Annotated in this window: 19 protein-coding genes and 2 pseudogenes; 10 read left to right on the top strand and 11 right to left on the bottom strand. The window is 72.9% G+C overall.

Annotated elements, in window-relative coordinates; genetic code table 11:
• Positions 1-196, top strand: a 196-nt coding sequence (locus tag CD790_RS33100) for an integrase core domain-containing protein (protein WP_144387093.1), incomplete at its 5' end; no start/stop codon positions are given.
• On the opposite strand, the gene CD790_RS33095 is transcribed toward CD790_RS33100, so the two are convergent.
• The gene (locus CD790_RS33095) at positions 193-1,599 is read right to left on the bottom strand and encodes a CAP domain-containing protein (RefSeq protein ID WP_144387092.1); all 1,407 of its coding nucleotides are present in this window, start codon (positions 1,597-1,599) and stop codon (positions 193-195) included. The two genes, CD790_RS33100 and CD790_RS33095, sit on opposite strands and share 4 nt — an antisense overlap.
• 137 nt (positions 1,600-1,736) lie before the next feature.
• On the bottom strand, positions 1,737-2,963 hold the full coding sequence (locus CD790_RS33090) for an acyl-CoA dehydrogenase family protein (protein WP_144387091.1): 1,227 nt from the start codon (positions 2,961-2,963) through the stop codon (positions 1,737-1,739).
• A gap of 152 nt (positions 2,964-3,115) precedes the next feature.
• On the opposite strand from CD790_RS33090, the gene CD790_RS33085 reads away from it, so the two are divergent.
• On the top strand, positions 3,116-3,766 hold the full coding sequence (locus CD790_RS33085) for a TetR family transcriptional regulator (RefSeq protein ID WP_144387090.1): 651 nt from the start codon (positions 3,116-3,118) through the stop codon (positions 3,764-3,766).
• 133 nt (positions 3,767-3,899) lie between these two features.
• On the opposite strand, the gene def is transcribed toward CD790_RS33085, so the two are convergent.
• Positions 3,900-4,451 (bottom strand): peptide deformylase, encoded by a 552-nt coding sequence (gene def, locus CD790_RS33080; protein WP_144387089.1) that lies wholly within the window; start codon positions 4,449-4,451, stop codon positions 3,900-3,902.
• 180 nt (positions 4,452-4,631) lie between these two features.
• On the opposite strand from def, the gene CD790_RS33075 reads away from it, so the two are divergent.
• The 5 genes from CD790_RS33075 (at position 4,632) to CD790_RS35065 (ending at position 9,372) form a co-directional block, all read left to right on the top strand.
• A complete protein-coding gene (locus CD790_RS33075; RefSeq protein ID WP_144387088.1) occupies positions 4,632-5,870 on the top strand; it encodes a MurT ligase domain-containing protein in 1,239 nt (412 codons plus the stop codon).
• Positions 5,871-5,928: 58 nt separating this feature from the next.
• The gene (locus CD790_RS33070; protein WP_144387087.1) at positions 5,929-6,660 is read left to right on the top strand and encodes a type 1 glutamine amidotransferase; all 732 of its coding nucleotides are present in this window, start codon (positions 5,929-5,931) and stop codon (positions 6,658-6,660) included.
• A gap of 180 nt (positions 6,661-6,840) precedes the next feature.
• Complete coding sequence (locus tag CD790_RS33065; protein WP_144387086.1) at positions 6,841-7,866, top strand: 6-phosphofructokinase; 1,026 nt, start codon at positions 6,841-6,843, stop codon at positions 7,864-7,866.
• Between the two features lie 277 nt (positions 7,867-8,143).
• Positions 8,144-9,112: a cytochrome c oxidase assembly protein gene (locus tag CD790_RS33060; protein ID WP_144387085.1), complete on the top strand. Its 969-nt coding sequence runs from the start codon at positions 8,144-8,146 to the stop codon at positions 9,110-9,112.
• Between the two features lie 98 nt (positions 9,113-9,210).
• Positions 9,211-9,372: a hypothetical protein gene (locus tag CD790_RS35065; RefSeq protein WP_186319381.1), complete on the top strand. Its 162-nt coding sequence runs from the start codon at positions 9,211-9,213 to the stop codon at positions 9,370-9,372.
• Positions 9,373-9,546: 174 nt separating this feature from the next.
• On the opposite strand, the pseudogene CD790_RS33055 reads toward CD790_RS35065, so the two are convergent.
• Positions 9,547-9,838: pseudogene (locus CD790_RS33055) on the bottom strand (cation:proton antiporter regulatory subunit); the annotation flags it as partial.
• Between the two features lie 149 nt (positions 9,839-9,987).
• Between CD790_RS33055 and CD790_RS33050 the strand changes: the two are divergent.
• The gene (locus CD790_RS33050) at positions 9,988-10,755 is read left to right on the top strand and encodes a 1-acyl-sn-glycerol-3-phosphate acyltransferase (protein ID WP_144387084.1); all 768 of its coding nucleotides are present in this window, start codon (positions 9,988-9,990) and stop codon (positions 10,753-10,755) included.
• 80 nt (positions 10,756-10,835) lie between these two features.
• A complete protein-coding gene (locus CD790_RS33045; RefSeq protein ID WP_144387083.1) occupies positions 10,836-11,657 on the top strand; it encodes a TIGR02452 family protein in 822 nt (273 codons plus the stop codon).
• Between the two features lie 146 nt (positions 11,658-11,803).
• Here CD790_RS33045 and CD790_RS33040 read toward each other — a convergent pair whose 3' ends face one another.
• The 7 genes and pseudogenes from CD790_RS33040 to CD790_RS33005 form a co-directional block, all read right to left on the bottom strand.
• Complete coding sequence (locus tag CD790_RS33040) at positions 11,804-13,390, bottom strand: alpha/beta hydrolase (RefSeq protein ID WP_144387100.1); 1,587 nt, start codon at positions 13,388-13,390, stop codon at positions 11,804-11,806.
• Positions 13,391-13,515: 125 nt separating this feature from the next.
• Positions 13,516-14,316 (bottom strand): urease accessory protein UreD, encoded by an 801-nt coding sequence (locus CD790_RS33035; RefSeq protein ID WP_186319380.1) that lies wholly within the window; start codon positions 14,314-14,316, stop codon positions 13,516-13,518.
• Entirely contained in the window at positions 14,313-15,005 is a 693-nt protein-coding gene (gene ureG / locus CD790_RS33030; RefSeq protein ID WP_144387082.1) for an urease accessory protein UreG, read from the bottom strand. The genes CD790_RS33035 and ureG overlap by 4 nt, the downstream gene beginning before the upstream one ends.
• Positions 15,006-15,054: 49 nt before the next feature.
• Entirely contained in the window at positions 15,055-15,771 is a 717-nt protein-coding gene (locus tag CD790_RS33025; protein WP_144387081.1) for an urease accessory protein UreF, read from the bottom strand.
• A gap of 13 nt (positions 15,772-15,784) precedes the next feature.
• Positions 15,785-17,506: an urease subunit alpha gene (locus CD790_RS33020; protein ID WP_144387080.1), complete on the bottom strand. Its 1,722-nt coding sequence runs from the start codon at positions 17,504-17,506 to the stop codon at positions 15,785-15,787.
• Positions 17,507-17,735: 229 nt separating this feature from the next.
• Positions 17,736-18,044 (bottom strand): annotated as a pseudogene (locus tag CD790_RS33010) (urease subunit beta); the annotation flags it as partial.
• Positions 18,045-18,059: 15 nt separating this feature from the next.
• Positions 18,060-18,362: an urease subunit gamma gene (locus tag CD790_RS33005; RefSeq protein WP_144387079.1), complete on the bottom strand. Its 303-nt coding sequence runs from the start codon at positions 18,360-18,362 to the stop codon at positions 18,060-18,062.
• A 342-nt stretch (positions 18,363-18,704) separates the two neighbouring features.
• Here CD790_RS33005 and CD790_RS33000 point away from each other — a divergent pair, with 342 nt between their 5' ends.
• A complete protein-coding gene (locus CD790_RS33000) occupies positions 18,705-19,679 on the top strand; it encodes a M28 family metallopeptidase (protein WP_260868077.1) in 975 nt (324 codons plus the stop codon).
• Positions 19,680-19,717: the final 38 nt, after the last annotated feature.

Genomic DNA, 19,717 nt, shown 5'->3' with positions numbered 1-19,717 from the left:
CAACGGCAAGGTCGAACGCTTCAACCGCACCCTGCTGGACGAGTGGGCCTACGCCCGCCCCTACCACTCAGAGCAAGAACGACGCGCGGCTTTCGGCGAATGGCTGCACACCTACAATCACCACCGCGGCCACACCGCGCTGAAAGGCCAACCACCCGCCAGCCGCGTCCCCAACCTCACAGGGCAATACAGCTAGCGCGCCCCGAAGAGCTGGGTCCAGTAGGTGCCGGCGCGGCTGCCGGTGGCGTAGCCGACGCCGATGTGGGTGAAGTCGGGCTTCAGGATGTTGGCGCGGTGCCCGGGGCTGTCCATCCAGCCCCGCACCACCTCGGCCGCGCCGCGCTGGCCGCAGGCGATGTTCTCGCCGATGCCCCGGTGGGGGCAGCCGGCGGCGGCCGCCCGGTCCCAGGGTTCGCGCCCCTCGGGGGTGGTGTGGGAGTAGAAGTCGCGGGCGACCATGTCGTCGCTGTGCGCCTGGGCGGCGACCGCCAGTAGCGGGTCGGCCGCCAGCGGGGCCAAGCGGGCCGCGGCCCGCTCGGCGTTGGTCAGCGCCACCACCTCGGCCGTGAGACGGGCCAGTCCGGCGGGGGTGAAGGGGGCGGCCCACAGGGCGGTCCAGTAGACGTTCCCGTCGGCGGCGGTGGCCCGGCCGAGGCCGGTGTGGACGACCGCGGGATCGTGCGCCGCCGCCCCGCGCTCCCGGTCCGCGAGGCAGTAGTCGAGGAACTCGGCGGGGGTGCGGGGCCCGGAGACCAGGTGCTCCGCGATGGTCAGCACCCGGTAGCCGCTCGCCGTGATCCGCTGGTGCAGGGAGACCCCGTCCCGCCCCTCCCCGGCGAGCGCCCGCTGGGCCGCCATCGCCTCGGCGTGCGCCCGCGCGGCGGCCGCCAGCCGCCCGTCCGGCGTCACCGGCGGCGCGCCGGCCCGGGCCCGGGCCGCGTTGACCAGCCCGGCGAAGTCGTCTGCGGCCCCGAAGGCGTCGGCGACGGGCGCCCCGGGGCGCGGCCAGGGCGACGGGGCGGCGCCGGGGACGGGCGGCGGAGCGGCCGTACGGGCGGCGCCGAGACCCGCCGCGGGCGGCACCGGGCCGCGCGGCGGCGGGGTGGTGGGCGCGGTGCCGTCGTCCTCGACGTCGACGCCGAAGTCGCGGGCGAGGCCGGCCAGCCCGTCCGCGTAGCCCTGGCCGAGGGCACGCAGCTTCCACCCGGCGCCGCGGCGGTAGATCTCGGCGAGGAGCAGCACCGTCTCGTGGTTCGGGCGCGGCGGGGTGAAGCGACCGATGCGCGCGCCCCGTGCGGTGGTGACGCTCAGCGCGGGCGCCGGCAGCCGGCCGAGCGGGGTGCCGGGCGCGGCGGGCGAGACCACGACGGTGACCCGGCTGGCGCCCGCCCGCAGCCGGAGCGGGTGCACGGTGAGGGTGTCGCCCTGCAGCCGGGCCCCGGGGGCGGAGGGCTGGTTGAAGAAGACGAAGTCGGCGTCGCCGGCGACCCGGCCGTCCTCGCCGGTGATGAGCAGGGAGAGGTCGAAGGGGCCGGGGACGCGCAGGGAGACGCCGTCTTCGGGCAGCGGCATGTTCCCGCCGGAGACCAGTTCCGTCATGTGCACCCCTCGCCGCTCGGCTCGTCTGCCGGGGCAACGTACCCGCGCGGCGAGGGGTTCCGCGGACAACGAGCGACGGGTGTCAGCGGGCGACGAGTGTGCGTCAGCCGACAACGACCGTCAGCGGGCAGCGGCCGTCAGCGGATGTGGGTGCCGGACAGCGTGCGGGCGATGACCAGGCGTTGGATCTCGCTGGTGCCCTCGAAGATGGTGAAGATGGCCGCGTCGCGGTGCATGCGCTCCACCGGGTACTCGCGGGTGAAGCCGTTTCCGCCGAGGATCTGCACCGCCTGGGCGGTGACCGACTTCGCGGTCTCTCCGGCGAAGAGCTTCGACATCGAGCCCTCGGCGGCGGTGAAGGGCTTCCCGGTGGCGGCCATCCAGGAGGCGCGCCAGACCAGCAGTCGGGCCGCGTCGATCTGGGTGCGCATGTCGGCGAGCTGGAAGGCGACGCCCTGGTTGTCGATGATGGGGCGGCCGAACTGGACGCGGGTCTGGGCGTATTCCAGCGCCACCTCGTAGGCGGCCCGGGCGACGCCGACGGCCTGCGCCCCCACCGCCGGGCGGGACGCCTCGAAGGTGGCCATGGCCGCGTTCCTGGTCCGCTCGCCGCCAGTGCGGGCCCGCTCGCGGGCCTTGGCGAGGCGCTCGTCGAGCCTCTCCCTGCCGCCGAGCAGGCAGTGGCCGGGGACGCGCACCTGGTCGAGCACCACCTCGGCGGTGTGGGAGGCGCGGATGCCGTGCTTCTTGAACTTCTGCCCCTGGGAGAGGCCGGGGGTGCCGGGCGGCACGACGAAGGAGGCGTGGCCGCGGGCGCCCAGCTCGGGGTCGACGGAGGCGATGACGACGTGGATGTCGGCGATGCCGCCGTTGGTGGCCCAGGTCTTGGTGCCGTTCAGCACCCATTCGTCCTTGGCCTCGTCGTAGACGGCGCGCGTGCGCATCGCGGAGACGTCGGATCCGGCGTCCGGTTCGGAGGAGCAGAACGCGGCGACCTTCACCTCGTCGGCGTCGCCGAACATCGGCGGGACCCAGGTGCCGATCTGTTCCTCGGTGCCGTTGGCGAAGACGGCGACGGCGGCCAGGTTCGTCCCGACGATGGACAGCGCGATCCCCGCGTCGCCCCAGAAGAGCTCCTCCATGGTCATCGGGATGCCGAGTCCGGTGGGGTCGAAGAACTGCTGGGCGAAGAAGTCCAGCGAGTAGAGCCCGATCTTCGCCGCCTCCTGGATGATCGGCCAGGGCGTCTCCTCGCGCTCGTCCCACTCGGCGGCGGCGGGACGCATCACGTCCGCCGCGAAGCCGTGGATCCACTCCCGCACGGCCTTCTGGTCGTCGTTGAGCTCGAACGAGAACTCGGCCATGACCCCTCCCCTGTTTGTTACTGGCGGTAACCCGCAGTTTGTTACTGTCCAGTAGCGAATGTCAACTCCCGCCGTCCCGGGAACCCCGCGGGCGGCCCGGGTGTTACGTTGCGCAGGCTCACGGAACAGCAGGGCGGGGAGGCACCTCACACATGGAGATCAGCCATCGGGACGACCAGCGGCAGGCGGCCCAGCGACGGCGCAGGGAGCTGCTGGAGGCGGCCGACCGCGTCGTGCTGCGCGACGGCCCGGACGCCTCGATGAACGCCATCGCCGCCGAGGCGGGGATCACCAAGCCGATCCTCTACCGGCACTTCGGCGACAAGGGCGGCCTGTACCGGGCGCTCGCCGAGCGGCACACCGACGCCCTGCTCTCCGCGCTGCGCGCCGCGCTGGACGCCCCCAGCGACCGCCGGGAGCGGGTCGAGGCCACCCTGGACACCTACCTCGCCGCCATCGAGGCGCGCCCCCAGGTCTACCGCTTCCTGATGCACCCCGCCGACGGCGACCAGCACGTCGAGCCCGACCCGGGCTTCGACGTCGGCCGGCACTCCACGCCGTTGCTGCGCCGCATGGGCGAGGAACTGGCCGAGGTGATCATCGAGCGGGTCGACCTCGGCTCGGACGGGGCCGAGCTGGCCCGGGCCTGGGGCCACGGGATCGTCGGCATGATGTACGCCGCCGGTGACTGGTGGCTGCGCGAGCGCCCCTTCCCCCGCGCCCAGTTGGTACGCCACCTCACGGACCTGCTCTGGGGCCGCCTGGCACAGGCCGGCGACCGCGAGGGCGGCCCGGGCTTCTGACCCGGACCCCATCCCGCCGCAACGGCGAGAAACCACCACACCGAGGACCCGGCGCAACACGCCACCACCGCAGCCCACGCACCCCCAAGCCCACACCGCCCGCAGCCCCAAGCGCCGACGCGGGCCGCAGGCCCTACCGCGCGTCGGAGGAGGCCCAGGGCGCGCGCCGGACCGCGCGCTCGGCCCGGCGCAGGCGCAGACCGGTGAGCCGGTCGAGGAACAGGCCGCCGTCGAGGTGGTCGCACTCGTGCTGGAGGCAGCGGGCGAAGAAGCCGGTGCCCTCGACCCGCACCGGTCGGCCGGTGACGGTCGCGCCCTCGACCACCGCGCGGTCCAGGCGCGGGGTGCCCGCCTCGACCCCGGGCAGGGAGAGGCAGCCCTCCGGGCCGCGGATGCTCACGCCGTCGGCCTCGACCAGCCGCGGGTTGACGATGTGCCCCAGGTGACGCCGGTCCTCGTCGTCGGGGCAGTCGTAGACGAAGACCCGCAGGCCCACGCCGATCTGGTTGGCGGCGAGCCCCACGCCGTTGGCCGCGTACATCGTCGCGTACATGTCCTCGACCAGCTCCGCCAGGGCCGCGTCGAAGGTCTCGACCTCCGCGCAGGGGGTGCGCAGCACCGGATCTCCGAGCAGTCGCATGGGGCGTACGCGCCCGGAGCTGCCGGGAATCGTGCCGTTTCGCATGCCCGTAAGCCTACGGTCCGCGGAGCTGTCCCAGGTCCCGGGATTCGGGTCGGCGGCCGGATCTCGATAGGCTGATCCACGACCGATGCCTCCCGGCTGGCGATTCGGCACGGAGGGGGCGCACACACCGGACGGCCCAGGGGGCGGGCGCGGCGCCGGACGCAAGGAGGATCTAGGACGATGGCAGGCAACTCGGGTCCGCTGTCGCCGCGGGCCAAGCTGGCCGTGACGGCGGGCAAGGCTGCGGCGGCGGTATCGCGCGCCGCGGGCCGCGGCAGCGGATCGGTGATCGGGGGCAAGGTGTCCCTACGGCTCGACCCCGATCTGCTGGGGCGGCTGGCTCAGCACCTGGACGTGGTCCTGGTCTCCGCGACCAACGGAAAGACCACGACCACCCGGCTGATCGCCGAGGCGCTGCGCGCCGCGGGACCGGTGGTCTCCAACGCGCTGGGCGCCAACATGCCCGCCGGCATCACCTCGGCCCTGGCCGGGGGCTCCGAGGCCCGGTACGGCGTGATCGAGGTGGACGAGAAGTATCTCGCCGGAGTGGCGCGCGATGTGGAGCCCAAGGCGATCGCGCTGCTCAACCTCTCCCGTGACCAGCTCGACCGGGCCGCCGAGACGCGGATGCTCGCCGAGAAGTGGCGGGAGGGCCTCTCCGGCACCAAGGCCGTGGTGGTGGCGAACGCGGATGACCCGCTGATCGTGTGGGCCGCCTCCTCGTCCACGAACGTGGTGTGGGTCGCGGCCGGCCAGGAGTGGAAGGACGACGCCTGGTCCTGCCCGTCCTGCGGCGGTGTGCTGCAGCGCCCGGGCAACGACTGGGGCTGCGCGGAGTGCGGTTTCCGCCGCCCCCAGCCGACCTGGGTGCTCAACGGCGACTATGTGCTGGACCCGCAGGGCTCGGCGTGGCCGATCCACCTCCAGCTCCCGGGCCGTGCCAACAAGGCCAACGCCGCCACCTCGGCGGCGGTCGCCGCGGTCTTCGGCGTGCCGCCGCAGGTGGCGCTGGAGCGGATGTACCAGGTGCAGGCGGTGGCCGGCCGGTACGACGTGGTGGAGTTCCAGGGCCGCCAGCTGCGGCTGCTGCTGGCGAAGAACCCCGCCGGCTGGCTGGAGACCTTCTCCCTGATCGACGGTCCGCCCACGCCGGTTCTGCTGTCGGTGAACGCGCGCGGCGCCGACGGCACCGACACGTCCTGGCTCTGGGACGTGGACTACACCCGGCTCGCCGGGCACCCGATCATGGTCATCGGCGACCGCAAGCTGGACCTCGCGGTCCGGCTGGAGGTCGCGGGTCTCGACTTCCGCGTCTGCGAGAGCGTGGACGAGGCCGTCGGCATGGCGCCGGCCGGCCGGATCGAGGTCATCGCCAACTACACCGCCTTCCAGGACCTGCGTCGTCGTGTCGGCAACTGACCCGTACATAGACCCGTATCGAGTGGATCCGAACCGAGTACGGAGAAGGAATCGGAACATGAGCCAGAACAGTCTGCGCCTGGTGTGGGTCTACCCGGACCTGCTGAGCACGTACGGAGACCAGGGCAATGTGCTGGTCGTGGAGCGTCGGGCGCGCCAGCGAGGGCTGGACGTCTCCCGCGTGGACGTCCGCTCGGACCAGGCGATCCCCACCTCCGGGGACATCTACCTGGTCGGCGGGGGCGAGGACCGGCCGCAGCGGCTGGCCGCCGAGCGGCTGCGCCGCGACGGCGGGCTGAACCGCGCGGTGGCCAACGGTGCCATCGTCTTCTCGGTGTGCGCCGGCTACCAGATCCTGGGCCACGAGTTCATCAACGACCTCGGGCAGCGGGAGCCGGGCCTGGGCCTGCTGGACGTGGTGAGCACCCGCGGCGAGGGCGCGCGCTGCGTCGGCGACGTGCTGGCCGACATCGACGAGCGGCTCGGTCTGCCGCCGCTGACCGGCTTCGAGAACCACCAGGGCGTCACCCACCTCGGCCCGACCGCCCGCCCGTTCGCGCGGGTGCGGTACGGCAACGGCAACGGCACCGGCGACGGCTTCGAAGGCGCGTACAACGACACCGTCTTCGGCACCTACATGCACGGCCCGGTGCTGGCCCGCAACCCGCTGATCGCGGACCTGCTGCTGAAGCTGGCGCTGGACGTCAACGCGCTGCCGCCGGTCAACGACCAGTGGTACGACGCGCTCCGCGCGGAGCGCATCGCGGCGGCCAGCCAGGCGTCGGCCTGACGGCACGGGGCCCGCACCGAGGGAACTTCGGTGCGGGCCCCGTCCAGATTCTGGTCACGGTCCGCAAGGGGGCCATGCGTGTGCCTTAGGGTAACGGGGATCCGACCGGACGACGGGGTCCGGAATCCGTCCGGTTGACCGGAGTCCGTCCGGTTCGATTTGCAGAGGTATCTCGGTCACATGCGTATTGGTGTCCTTACATCCGGCGGTGACTGCCCCGGTCTCAACGCCGTCATCAGGTCGGTCGTGCACCGCGCGGTCGTCGACCACGGGGACGAGGTCATCGGCTTCCACGATGGCTGGCGCGGCCTGCTGGAGTGCGACTACCGCAAGCTCGATCTGGACGCCGTCGGCGGCATTCTGGCCCGCGGCGGCACCATCCTGGGCTCCTCCCGGGTGCAGCCCGCCCATCTGCGGGACGGCGTGGAGCGGGCCAGGGGCCACGTCCGGGACCTGGGTCTGGACGCCGTCATCCCGATCGGCGGCGAGGGCACCCTGAAGGCGGCCCGGCTGCTGTCGGACGCGGGGCTGCCCATCGTGGGCGTGCCCAAGACCATCGACAACGACATCGCCGTCACCGATGTGACCTTCGGCTTCGACACGGCCGTCGGCGTGGCCACCGAGGCCCTGGACCGCCTCAAGACCACCGCCGAGTCGCACCAGCGGGTGCTGATCGTGGAGGTCATGGGCCGGCACACCGGCTGGATCGCGCTGCACTCGGGCATGGCGGCCGGCGCGCACGCGATCGTGGTGCCGGAGCGGCCGTTCGACATCGACGAGCTGACCCGGGTGGTCGGGGCGCGCTTCGAGGCGGGCAAGAAGTTCGCGATCGTGGTGGCCGCCGAGGGCGCCAAGCCGCGCGAGGGCAGCATGGAGTTCGACACCGGCGGCACCGACGTCTACGGCCATGAGCGGTTCGCCGGAATCGCCCGCCAGCTCTCGGTGGAGCTGGAGCGCCGCCTGGGCAAGGAGGCGCGGCCGGTGATCCTGGGCCATGTGCAGCGCGGCGGCACGCCCACCGCGTACGACCGGGTGCTGGCCACCCGGTTCGGCTGGCACGCGGTGGAGGCCGCGCACCGCGGCGAGTTCGGGATGATGACCGCGCTGCGCGGTACCGACATCACGCTGGTGCCGCTGGCCGAGGCCGTCGAGTCGCTCAAGACGGTGCCCGCCGAGCGGTACACCGAGGCGGAGTGCGTGCTCTGACCCTCCCGGGCGGGCCGATCCGGTCCCCGCCCGCGGACGGCGCCGCCGACGGCCCCGTCGCGCCTCACGCCCGTCGGACGCCTCGTGTTCCACCGCGAACCGCCGTCACCCGATGTGATCCGTCGTGACGTGCCGTGACTCCACTGAACCGCCCCCGGCCGAAGCTCCGGCCGGGGGCGGTTCTACTCTGGTGCGGGCGTAATCGCCGCAAATCAGCAGAACAGGCGGCGCCCGACCATGCAGGCGAAAGCGGCGGCCGAAGGAAGCAGGGACTCGGATGGAACACGGCGGCGGGCACGGCGGCGGGCACGGCGGCATGGAGATGGACCTGCCGCCGTTCACCCTGTCGCGGGGGCTGGAGTTCGGCGGTGACACCTTCTTCCTGATCAGCTGTGCGGTGGGGCTGGCGCTCTACGGCTGGGCGGTGTACCGGCTGCGGAGCCGCGGCGACGAGTGGCCGATCGGCCGGACGATCTCCTACACCCTGGGTGTGCTCAGTGTCGCGCTGGTGATGTGCACCAAGCTCAACGACTACGGCATGGTCATGTTCAGCGTGCACATGGTGCAGCACATGGTCATCAGCATGCTGTCGCCCATCCTGATCCTGCTGGGTGCGCCGGTGACGCTGACGCTGCGCGCCCTGCCGGCCGCCGGGCGCGGCCGCCGCGGCCCGCGCGAGGTGCTGGTCTCGGTGCTGCACAGCCGCTACATGCGGGTCATCACCCACCCGGCCTTCACCATCCCGATGTTCATCGCGAGCTTGTACGCGCTCTACTTCACCCCGCTGTTCGACACGCTGATGGAGACCAAGGTCGGGCACATCGGAATGATGGTGCACTTCCTCGCCGTCGGCCTGGTCTTCTTCTGGCCGATCATGGGCGTGGACCCGGGTCCGCACCGCCCCGGCTATGTGATGCGGATGCTGGAGCTCTTCGCCGGCATGCCCTTCCACGCCTTCTTCGGCATCGCGCTGATGATGGCCTCGGAGCCGATGGTCGGCACCTACAAGAACCCGCCGTCCTCGCTGGGCATCGACGCGCTGTCCGACCAGAACACCGCCGGCGGCATCGCCTGGGCCTTCAGCGAGATCCCCACCGTCGCGGTGCTGATCGCGCTGGTCTACCAGTGGTACCGGTCCGAGCAGCGCCAGGCCAAGCGCAAGGACCGCACCGCCGACCGGGACGGCGACCGCGAGCTGGCGGCGTACAACGCGTACCTCGCCTCGCTCCAGACCCGCGGCCGGTGACCGGACGGTAGCGGGACGGGTCACGGCGGGGGGAACATGGTGCTCCTGCCCGTGGTCCGGGCGGCGAGCCGCCGGGCCTCGTCGAGGAGGTTTGCCGGATGCCGATGTCCGGATCCGCGAAAACGATGGCCGGGTGCACGGTGGGGGGACTGGTCGCGGTGACGGCCTACACCGTGACACTCGGGAGCAACGGCTGGCTCTGGTTCGGCTGGGTGGTCGTGGCCCTGCTGACGGTGGGCGTGCTGGCGACCCGGGCCTGAGACCACGGGGCGCCCGAAGAGGAACGACGCACGAAGGGGCGTACGCGGTGGGACCGCGTACGCCCCTTCGCTATGTGTGGGGCACCACGTCGGCGGCTCCGGCCCGCGCCTCGCCCACCGGCACGGCGGTACGGGCCGCGTGGGCGGCGGCCCCGTCGGCCGGGGTCGGGGGGCGCCGACGACGATCAGCGTGTCGCCGCCGGCGAGCCGGAAGTCCGGCGCCGGGAGGGATGACCTCGGCCCGGCGCAGCACCGCCACGACCGAGGCACCGGCCTCGGTGCGCAGGCGCGTCTCCCCCGGCAGGGCGGCCGACTCCCCACCCGTCAGGCGCAGCGACCGGGCGCAGGCGTCGGGGTCTTCGGAGCGGTGGACGCTCACCGTACGGGCACCGTCGCGGCACGCGATCACCGACGGATGGCGGTGCTCACGCGTGGTGAGATCGTAGGGGACACCGATGCCAGGCAGGGGCGGGGCGCGCGGGGGCCGACACGGGCCTGATCGGGGGTGGTTACAGCCGGCGACTCCGGCGCCTACACTGACGCTCTCCGACAGGCCCTTCGACCTGGCGCGACGCAGCTTCTGAGCCGATTCGGTACCTAGTTGGGAGCGAACTCGTGTTCTACCTTCTGCTGAAGTACGTGTTCCTGGGTCCCCTGCTGAGGCTCGTGTTCCGACCTCGGATCGAGGGCCTGGAGCACCTCCCGGCGGAGGGACCGGCGATCATCGCCGGCAACCACCTCTCGTTCTCCGACCACTTTCTGATGCCGGCGATCGCGCCACGGCGGATCACCTTTCTGGCGAAGTCCGAGTACTTCACCGGGAGCGGCCTCAAGGGCCGGCTGACCGCCGCCTTCTTCCGCGGCGCGGGACAGATCCCGGTCGACCGCAGCGGCGGCACCGCCTCCCAGGCGGCGCTGCGCTCCGGTCTGGCGGTGCTGGCCAAGGGCAGACTGCTGGGCATCTATCCGGAGGGCACCCGCTCGCACGACGGTCGGCTGTACAAGGGGCGCACCGGCGTGGCCGCGATGGCGCTCGCGGCGGGGGCGCCGGTGGTGCCCTGCGCCATGGTGGGCACCTTCGAGATCCAGCCGCCGGGGCGGTTGGTGCCGCGGGTGCGCCGGGTGACGATCCGCTTCGGGGAGCCGCTGGACTTCTCGCGGTACGCGGGGATGGAGCGGGAGCGCGCGGTGCTGCGCGCCATCACCGACGAGATCATGTACGAGATCCTGCGACTCTCCGAACAGGAGTACGTCGACCGCTACGCCTCCGAGGTCAAGGCCGAACAGGCCGCCGCCACCCGGCACTTCCCGCGTGTGCGGCAGCGGAACCACGGGGCCGGCTCCGCGGGCGCGGAGGAGCACGCCGGTTCCGAGGCCGCCTAGGGGGCGCCGCGGCCGGTAAATCCCTCGCGCCGTGATCATCCTGTCCGTAGCCTCTCAACCGATATGACGGAGGTTGAGACATGAGCGCGCGACTGCGCGGCATCGCCCAGGAGACCGAGCGCATCGTCGCGGCGGGTGGCTATCGGGCACGGGGCGGACGCGAGGTGCGGCTGGTGGAACAGATCGCCCGCGCGGCCGACGGGACCCGGTTGTACGGGCCGGAACCGGTGGAGTGCGCGCCGCGCGCGAAGTGGACCACCGAGTTCGAGGTGACGGCGGAGAGCAGCCTGGAGGCGGCGCGCCGGCTGGTGACGGAGGACGCGGGGAGCCCGGTGGCGGTGCTCAACTTCGCCTCCGCGCGCAACCCGGGCGGCGGCTTCCTCAACGGGGCGCAGGCTCAGGAGGAGGCGCTGTGCCGGGCCTCGGCGCTGTACACGTGTGTGCGGCGGGCGCCGGAGTTCTACGCCGCGCACCGCGCGGACCCCAGCCCCTTCTACAGCGACCGGGTCATCCACTCCCCCGCCGTCCCGGTCTTCCGCGACGACCGGGGCGCGCTGCTGGACGAGCCGTACGCGGTGGGCTTCCTGACCTCCCCGGCGCCGAACGCGGGGGTGATCGCACGGCGTGACCCGGCGGCGGTACGGCGGGTTCCGGCCGCGCTGGCGGCGCGCGCCGAGCGGGTGCTGGAGGTGGCGGCCGCGCACGGATATCCGCGACTGGTGCTGGGCGCCTGGGGGTGCGGGGTCTTCGGGAACGACCCGGCACAGGTGGCCGCCGCGTTCCGGGTCCACCTGACCGGCTCCGGCCGGTTCGCCGGCCACTTCGAGCGGGTGGTGTTCGGGGTGTTGGACCGTCGGGCGGACTCCCCGACCCGGGCGGCGTTCGCCACGGCGTTCTCCTGACGGCGCGTCGCGTGCCGACGGGGCGCCGGTGACGCCGAGACGCCGGTGCCGACGGGACCGATGTCCGGACGACAAGGGGCGGCGCCCCGTTCCCCTCCGTGTGGGGAACGGGGCGCCGCCGTCTGGGTGGGCGTCAGCTCACCGCGTCACTTGGTGGCGGGCTTCGGGGTGGCGTGCGGGGCGCACGTCACGTCCTTGGCGTCCACCTTGCCCTTGAGCAGGTAGGCGTCGACACGGTCGTTGATGCAGGGGTTGACCAGACCGGTCACACCGTGCGAGCCGGCGTTCTTCTCGGTGATCAGGCGCGAGCCCTTGATCCGCTTGTGCAGCTCGACGGCGCCCTCGTACGGGGTGGCGGCGTCACGCGTGGCCTGGACGATCAGGATCGGCTTGATGTTCTTGCCGGCCTTGACCTCCAGCGGGGTGTGCTGCTTGGCACCCCAGGTGGCGCACGGCAGGTTCATCCAGGCGTTCGACCAGGTCAGGAACGGGTACTTCTTGTGGAGCTCGGTGTTGTCCCGGTCCCACTTCTTCCAGCTGGTGGGCCACTTGGCGTCGGCGCACTCGACCGCGGTGTACACGGCGTTGCTGTTCTCCGAGGCGATGTTGCCCGCGAGGTCGGTCATGTCGGGGGCGGCGGCCTCGATCAGCGGCTTCTCGTCACCGGCGAGGTAGGCGCTCCACGCCTCGGCGACGGTGGTCCAGGCCGAGTCGTAGTAGGGCGCGCTCTGGAAGAAGCCGAGCAGCTCGGCCGGGCCGACCACGCCGCCGATGGGCTTCTTCTTGGCGGTCGCGCGCAGCTTCTCCCACTGCTTCTGGACCTTGGCCGGGGTGTCGCCGATGTGGTAGGCGGCGTCGTTCTTGGCGAGCCACTTCTTCCAGTCGTTCCAGCGCATCTCGAAGGCGACGTCCTGGTCCAGGTTGGCCTGGTACCAGATCTTCTCCTTGGAGGGGTTGACCACGCTGTCGACGATCAGCCGGCGCACATGGGTCGGGAACAGCGTCGCGTAGACGCCGCCGATGTAGGTGCCGTAGGAGACGCCGAGGTAGTTGAGCTTCTTGTCACCGAGCGCGGCGCGGATGACGTCGATGTCGCGGGCGGTGTTCGGCGTGGTCATGTGCGGCAGCATCCAGCCGCTGCGCTTCTTGCAGCCGTCCGCGTACTGGCGGGCCAGCTTGCGCTGGACGCTCTTGTCGGCCTCGCTGTCCGGCACCGGGTCGAGCTTTGGCGCCTTGACGAAGTCCTGCGGGTCGACGCAGGAGATCGGCGTGGAGTGGCCGACACCGCGCGGGTCGAAGCCGACGAAGTCGTAGGCCTCGGCGGTCTTGGTCCACAGCGGGTTCTTGGTCGTGACCCGCTTCGGGAACCGCATGCCGGAGCCGCCGGGGCCGCCCGGGTTGTAGATGAGCGAGCCCTGGCGCTGCGCCTTCGTACCGGTGGCACGGGCGCGGTCGACGGCGATCTTGATCTTGCGGCCGTCGGGCTTGGCGTAGTCCAGCGGGACGGTCACCCAGCCACACTGGATCGGCTTCTCCAGGGCCCAGTCGGCCGGGCAGTCCTGCCACTTGACGCCCGCCTTGGCGGCCCGCTCAGCGGCGATCTTCACGCCCTTGGCCTCGGCGGCACCGCCGGGCACGGACTGGGCGGTGCCGGCGCTCGCGTTCGCCGAGGGGGCGGCCAGCGCCCCCGCTATCAGCACGCCGGTCACGACGGTGCCGGCCGTGCCGAACATCGCAGTACGTCTCACGTGGAGATTTCCCCCTCCATGGTGCGCCGCTCAAGGCGACGAAATCACGTGGTTGCAGGAGGATCCTCGCGCCTCCGATATCCCTCAGTACAGGTCAAACAGGGATTTCTTTACCAAGCTGTGAGCTCGAACGCCTGGTTGAGCAGCCCGCGCAGCGCCAGCGCGTCCGGCGCGACCGCGGTGACCAGCAGCGCCGGGCCGGCCAGCGGGGTCACCACGGCCGTCTCCCCGAGCGGCACGACGGCGGGCGGCCGGTCCGTCAAGGCCGGGTCGACGACGAGCAGTTGCCCCACGGCCCGGTGGCCGCCGAGCACCGCGCCGCCGTCCCAGCCGGGCACCCCGGGACCGTACCGCAGTTCCTGGTCGAGCAGGGGACGCCCCCCGTGGTGGACGGTCAGCCGGCTGGCCAGCCGCCCCGGTTCCTCGCCGGACCGGCCCAGCACCTGCTCCTCACGGAGCACGAGACGGGCGGTGGGGGCGAGTTCGACCCGGGTGGTCAGCCGCAGGTCGCTGCCTCGGGCGGAGATCAGCGGTTCGGGCAGCCAACGTAGCGCAGCGCCGTCGCCCACGGACAGCCGGGTGTCGTAGCCGGCGGGGTCGGGGCCCCGGCCGGGCAGCGCGATCGTGGCCGCGGTGGTGGTGAAGCACAGCGCGGCGCCGGGCTCGACGGTCGCGGCGAGCTCCAGCCGGTCGCCGCCCAGCGGCGCGCTCATGGCCCCGACCAGGCTCACCCGGGCCTCGCGGCCCCGGGCGCCGGTCCGCCGGAGCGCGAACGGCGCCTGGCCGGCCAGCGTCGGCAGCCGGGTGCCGCCGCGTCCGTCGGGCGCGGCGACCACCCGGGCGGCGGCCCGCACGCCCGCGCCGGTCGTGCTCCCGCGCGGTGTGGAGGCCCCGGGCGCGAGGGTCGTCACGCGGCGGCCGCCCAGTCGGCCAGCCGCTCGCGGATCCAGTCCGCGATCGGCTTGACGCCGTCCTCGGCGACCAGCGAGGTGAAGGCCACCGGAAGGGGGCCGCGCTGGTCCCGCGCGTCGCGGGCCATCCGCTCCAGGTCGGAGCCGACGTACGGAGCCAGATCGGTCTTGTTGACCACGAGCAGGTCGGCGGTGGTGACGCCGGGACCGCCCTTGCGGGGGATGTCGTCGCCGCCCGCGACGTCGATGACGAAGATCTGGGCGTCCACGAGCCCCTTGGAGAAGGTGGCGGTGAGGTTGTCGCCGCCGGACTCGACCAACACCAGGTCGAGCGGGCCGACGGCGTCCTCCAGCTCCTCCACCGCCTCGAGGTTGGCCGAGATGTCGTCGCGGATGGCCGTGTGCGGGCAGGCTCCGGTCTCCACCGCCGTGATGCGCTCCGGCGGCAGCACCGCGTTGCGCAGCAGGAACTCCGCGTCCTCGCGGGTGTAGATGTCGTTGGTGACCACCGCGATCCGGAGTTCGTCGCGCAGCGCGCGGCAGAGCGCGGCGACGGTGGCGGTCTTGCCGGAGCCCACGGGGCCGCCCAGGCCCACCCGCAGCGCGCGCCGGCTGCCGTCCTGTCGCCGCGGGTCGGCGGCGCTGTAGGTGTGCCGGTGGGGATAGGTCTCGGCGTGGTCGAGGTGCATGACGGCTCCAGGGTGAGGGTGTCACGGCCGGCGGCGCGCCGGCCGCGGGTCATGAGGCGAAGAGGCGTACGGGCCAGGTGGCGTGTTGCTCGGCGGCGATGTCCAGCAGCGGGGCGGAGGCGGCGGGCAGCGCGCCGGTGCCCTCGTGCCGGGCCCGCTCGGCGGCTTCCGCCGCCCGCGCGGCGACGGCGTCCAGGTCGCCGGCGAGCCGGGCGAGGACCGCGGTGGCGTCGAACGGGTCCAGGCTCAGCAGCCGTACGACGGCGGTGGCCGGCCCGCTGACCGACTCGTACCCCGCCGCGTGGGCGGCGTCGATCGGGGCCAGGCCCGCCGCCCGCGCGGCGAGCCCGAGCACCACGGGCTGGTGGGCTCCGCGCGGGCGGGCGGCGAGCAGGGCGTCCAGCTCCGGGGACGGCCAGGTCGCCCGTACCGCACGCGCCATCTGTCGGCCCAGCCGTCGCGCGGTCGCCCGCAGCGCGGGGCTGGGGGTGCGCGCGTCGGCGGCGTCGTCCAGCAGCAGCGGGTCGAGGCCGGCGGCGGCCGCGGCGGCCAGCCCGGCCGCGGTCAGCCCGGCGGTGTGCAGCCGGCCCCGGCAGAACTCCTCCAGGCTCGCCGGGTCGTGGACGCGGCCCGCTCGGACCGCCGCCTCGGCACCGCCGGAGTGCGCGTGGCCGCCGGCCGGGAAGCGGCCGTCCGCCAGCACCAGCAGCGCGGCGCGGCGCGGCGCCGCCGTGGGACGGCCGGCGGCCTCGGGTGGGGTGTTCATCGATGGCCGGCCGTCAGAACAGGAAGTAGCGCTGGGCCAGGGGCAGTTCCGCGGCGGGTGCGGATTCGACCGGGTCGCCGTCGATGGTGACGGTGAAGGAGTCGGGGTCCACCGCGACGTGCGGCAGGGCGTCGTTCTCCCGCATGTCCGCCTTGGTGACGCCGCGCGTGGAGCGGATGGCCGCGAAGCGTTTACCGAGGCCCAGTCGCTCCACGAGCCCGTCGTCGAGCGCGCCCTGGGTCACGAAGTTGACGGAGTTGCTCGCCGGGGCGCGGCCGACGGCGCCGAACATCGGTCGGGGCAACACCGGTTGCGGGGTGGGGATGGACGCGTTGGCGTCGCCCATCTGCGCGTAGGCGATCTGCCCGCCCTTGATGACCAGTCGCGGCTTGACACCGAAGAAGGCCGGCTCCCACAGCACCAGGTCGGCGAGTTTGCCGGGCTCGACGGAGCCGATCTCGTCGTCGAGACCCTGGGCCACGGCCGGGTTGATGGTGTACTTGGCGACATAGCGCCGCGCCCGGCGGTTGTCGGCGGCGCCGTCGCCGGGCAGCGCGCCGCGCCGCCGCTTCATGGCGTGCGCGGTCTGCCAGGTGCGCAGCACGACCTCGCCGATCCTCCCCATCGCTTGGGAGTCGGAGGAGATGATCGAGATCGCGCCCAGGTCGTGCAGCACGTCCTCGGCGGCGATGGTGCTCGGGCGGATCCGCGACTCGGCGAAGGCGAGGTCCTCGGGGACGGCGGCGTTGAGGTGGTGACAGACCATCAGCATGTCGAGGTGCTCCTCGACGGTGTTGACGGTGTGCGGCCGGGTGGGGTTGGTGGAGCTGGGCAGCACATGGGGCAGCGAGACCACGGTGATGATGTCCGGCGCGTGCCCGCCGCCGGCTCCCTCGGTGTGGTACGCGTGGAGGGTGCGCCCGGCGACGGCGGCGAGGGTGTCGCCGACGAAGCCCGCCTCGTTGAGCGTGTCGGTGTGGATGGCCAGCTGCGCCCCGCTCTCCTCGCACACCGTCAGACAGGCGTCGATGACGGCCGGGGTGGCGCCCCAGTCCTCGTGGATCTTGAAGCCGAGGGCGCCGCCGCGCAGCTGGGCGCGCATCGACTCCCGCGACACGGTGTTGCCCTTGCCGAGCAGTCCGACGTTGACCGGGTACGCCTCCATCGCCTCGAACATCCGGGCGAGGTGCCAGGCGCCGGGGGTGACGGTGGTCGCCTTGCTGCCCTCGGCGGGTCCGGTGCCGCCGCCGACGAGGGTGGTGATGCCCGCCGCCAGCGCCTCCTCGACCAGCTGGGGGCAGATGAAGTGCACATGGGCGTCGATGGCGCCGGCGGTGAGGATGCTGCCGTTGCCCGCGATGACCTCGGTCTCGGGGCCGATGACGAGGTCGGGGTGGACGCCGTCCATGGTGTCGGGGTTGCCGGCCTTCCCGAGGGCGGTGATCCGGCCGTCGCGCAGCCCGACGTCGGCCTTGACGATCCCCCAGTGGTCCAGCACCACGACGCCGGTGATCACGGTGTCCGGGGCGCCGTCGGCGCGGCCGGCCCGGGACTGGCCCATCGACTCGCGGATCACCTTGCCGCCCCCGAAGACCGCCTCGTCCCCGGCCCGGCCGGGTCCGCCGCAGCGGTCCTCCTCGATCTCGACGAACAGGTCGGTGTCGGCCAGCCGGACGCGGTCGCCGACCGTGGGGCCGAAGAGGTCCGCGTAGGCGGCGCGGCTGAGCTCAGCCATGGTCCACCGCCGTCCCCGGCCCCGCCGCCGCGTCCGACTCCGCCGCCACGTCCGCCGACGTCGTCGTGTCCCCCGCCGTCGCCGCGCCCGAATCCGCCGCCGCGTCCGCCGCCGTCGTCGTGTCCCCTGCCGTCGCCGCGTCCGCCGCCGTCGTCGTGTCCCCCGCCGGCTCCGTGGCCGAGCGTACGCCGGCCGCCGAAACGCCCTCCGCGGGCGCGGGCGCGGAGGGGCCGTCGAGGGGGCCCGCGGTCTCGCCGCGCAGCCCTGGCACCACGCGGAGGCCCGCCAGCGGCACGAGTTCGACCTCGACCGGGATGCCCGGCTCGAAGCGCACCGCGGTCCCGGCCGCGATGTGCAGCCGTCTGCCGTGGGCCGCGGCGCGGTCGAAGGCGAGCCCGGGGTTGGCCTCGGCGAAGTGGTAGTGGGAGCCGACCTGCACCGGTCGGTCGGCCGCGTTGAGCACGGTGAGGCGGGTGACGGGCCGACCCTCGTTCAGCCGCACCGGCCCCTCGGCGTAGTGGATCTCTCCGGGGATCATCGGGATGTCCCTCCGTCAGGCGATCGGCTCGTGGACCGTCACGAGCTTGGTGCCGTCCGGGAAGGTGGCCTCGACCTGTACGTCGTGGATCATCTCGGGGATGCCCTCCATGACCTCGTCGCGGGTGAGCACCTTGCGTCCGGAGTCCATCAACTCGGCCACCGTACGCCCGTCGCGGGCACCCTCCAGGATGTGCGAGGTGATGAGCGCGACCGCCTCCGGGTGATTGAGCCGTACGCCGCGGGCGCGCCGCTTCTCGGCCACGTCGGCCGCCACGTGGACGAGCAACCGCTCCTGTTCGTGCCTGGTCAACTGCACGCGCCCCACCTCACCTGTCCGCCGCGTACGCCCTTTTCCGGCAGGCTAGTTGGGTGGCGTTTCGGGGGCGTTAACGCGATCTCCGCTGATGGTCAAGCAGTCGTATACAGGAACGCATGTTCTTCCCAAGGGTCTCCCCGGTCCCGGATTCCACTCGCCCTCCACGGCCGTCACCGAGGGAGATCTCGCAGGTAGACGCCGGTTCCGCCATCCGCCGTCTCCGGTTGCCGGGACCACCGGTCCGGTATTCGCTCTTGACGAGTGGCGAACAAACCGGAAATCCTCATGTCCGCATCAACATCGCTCCGCACCAACCCCCCACGATCACTACGGAGCCCATCTGTGTTTCGCATACCTTCCTGGCGCCACGCCACGCTCGCCGCGGGCACCTGCACCGCGCTGACCGCCCTGGTCATGGGCGGCGCATGGGGCGCCCAGGCGACCACCTCCGACACGGCCGCCCCGCGCGCCCGGGCCGCCGCCCCGGACATCGACGTCGCCGCGGTCCAGGCGCACCTGAGCGAGCTTCAGACCGTCGCCGACAACAACGGCGGCAACCGCGCCCACGGCCGCCCCGGCTACAAGGCATCGGTCGACCTGCTGAAGTCCCGACTGGACGCGGCCGGATTCACCACGACCGTGCAGGAGTTCGACCACTCCGGGGCCAAGGGCTACAACCTGATCGCCGACTGGCCCGGCGGCGGCGACGCCGGGCAGGTCGTGATGGCCGGCGCCCATCTCGACTCGGTGCGCGGCGGCGCCGGCATCAACGACAACGGCTCCGGCTCCGCCGCCCTCTGGGAGGTGGCGCTGGCCGTCGCCAAGGCCGACCTCAAGCCCGCCAAGCACCTGCGCTTCGCCTGGTGGGGCGCCGAGGAGGACGGGATGATCGGCTCGACGCACTACGTCGAGAACCTGAACCGCACGGACCTCGGCAAGCTCGACGCCTATCTCAACTTCGACATGGTGGGCTCGCCCAACCCCGGCTACTTCGTCTACGACGACGATCCGGAGCTGGAGCGGACCTTCACCGACTGGTACCAGGCCAAGAACATCGTCACGGAGCCGGAGACCGAGGGCGACGGCCGCTCCGACCACGCCCCGTTCAAGGACGCGGGGGTGCGCGTCGGCGGCGTCTTCAGCGGCGCCGAGGCGGAGAAGAGCACCGCACAGGCGAAGAAGTGGGGCGGCAAGGCAGGCGAGTCCTTCGACCCCTGCTACCACTCGTCCTGCGACGGCAAGGCGAACATCGACGCCACCGCGCTGGACACCAACAGCGACGCCATCGCGCACGCCATCTGGAAGCTCAGCTCCTGAGCCCGCGGGGGCCGGGCCGCACCGGCCCGGCCCCGCCG

Source organism: Streptomyces sp. SAJ15, from assembly GCF_007595705.1.
Classification (GTDB): domain Bacteria; phylum Actinomycetota; class Actinomycetes; order Streptomycetales; family Streptomycetaceae; genus Streptomyces.
Note: the sequence above shows the minus strand (reverse complement) of the source record. Positions and strands in the feature narration are given on the sequence as shown.

Bases quoted from the DNA above. Each gene is read 5' to 3' on its own strand.
- CD790_RS33020 (WP_144387080.1), bottom strand. From the start codon at position 17,506: ATGGCTGAGCTCAGCCGCGCCGCCTACGCGGACCTCTTCGGCCCCACG.
- CD790_RS35065 (WP_186319381.1), top strand. From the start codon at position 9,211: ATGCCGATGTCCGGATCCGCGAAAACGATGGCCGGGTGCACGGTGGGG.
- CD790_RS33025 (WP_144387081.1), bottom strand. From the start codon at position 15,771: ATGAACACCCCACCCGAGGCCGCCGGCCGTCCCACGGCGGCGCCGCGC.
- CD790_RS33095 (WP_144387092.1), bottom strand. From the start codon at position 1,599: ATGACGGAACTGGTCTCCGGCGGGAACATGCCGCTGCCCGAAGACGGC.
- CD790_RS33045 (WP_144387083.1), top strand. From the start codon at position 10,836: ATGAGCGCGCGACTGCGCGGCATCGCCCAGGAGACCGAGCGCATCGTC.
- CD790_RS33075 (WP_144387088.1), top strand. From the start codon at position 4,632: ATGGCAGGCAACTCGGGTCCGCTGTCGCCGCGGGCCAAGCTGGCCGTG.
- CD790_RS33040 (WP_144387100.1), bottom strand. From the start codon at position 13,390: ATGTTCGGCACGGCCGGCACCGTCGTGACCGGCGTGCTGATAGCGGGG.
- CD790_RS33065 (WP_144387086.1), top strand. From the start codon at position 6,841: ATGCGTATTGGTGTCCTTACATCCGGCGGTGACTGCCCCGGTCTCAAC.
- CD790_RS33090 (WP_144387091.1), bottom strand. From the start codon at position 2,963: ATGGCCGAGTTCTCGTTCGAGCTCAACGACGACCAGAAGGCCGTGCGG.
- CD790_RS33085 (WP_144387090.1), top strand. From the start codon at position 3,116: ATGGAGATCAGCCATCGGGACGACCAGCGGCAGGCGGCCCAGCGACGG.
- CD790_RS33060 (WP_144387085.1), top strand. From the start codon at position 8,144: ATGGAACACGGCGGCGGGCACGGCGGCGGGCACGGCGGCATGGAGATG.
- def (WP_144387089.1), bottom strand. From the start codon at position 4,451: ATGCGAAACGGCACGATTCCCGGCAGCTCCGGGCGCGTACGCCCCATG.
- CD790_RS33070 (WP_144387087.1), top strand. From the start codon at position 5,929: ATGAGCCAGAACAGTCTGCGCCTGGTGTGGGTCTACCCGGACCTGCTG.
- ureG (WP_144387082.1), bottom strand. From the start codon at position 15,005: ATGCACCTCGACCACGCCGAGACCTATCCCCACCGGCACACCTACAGC.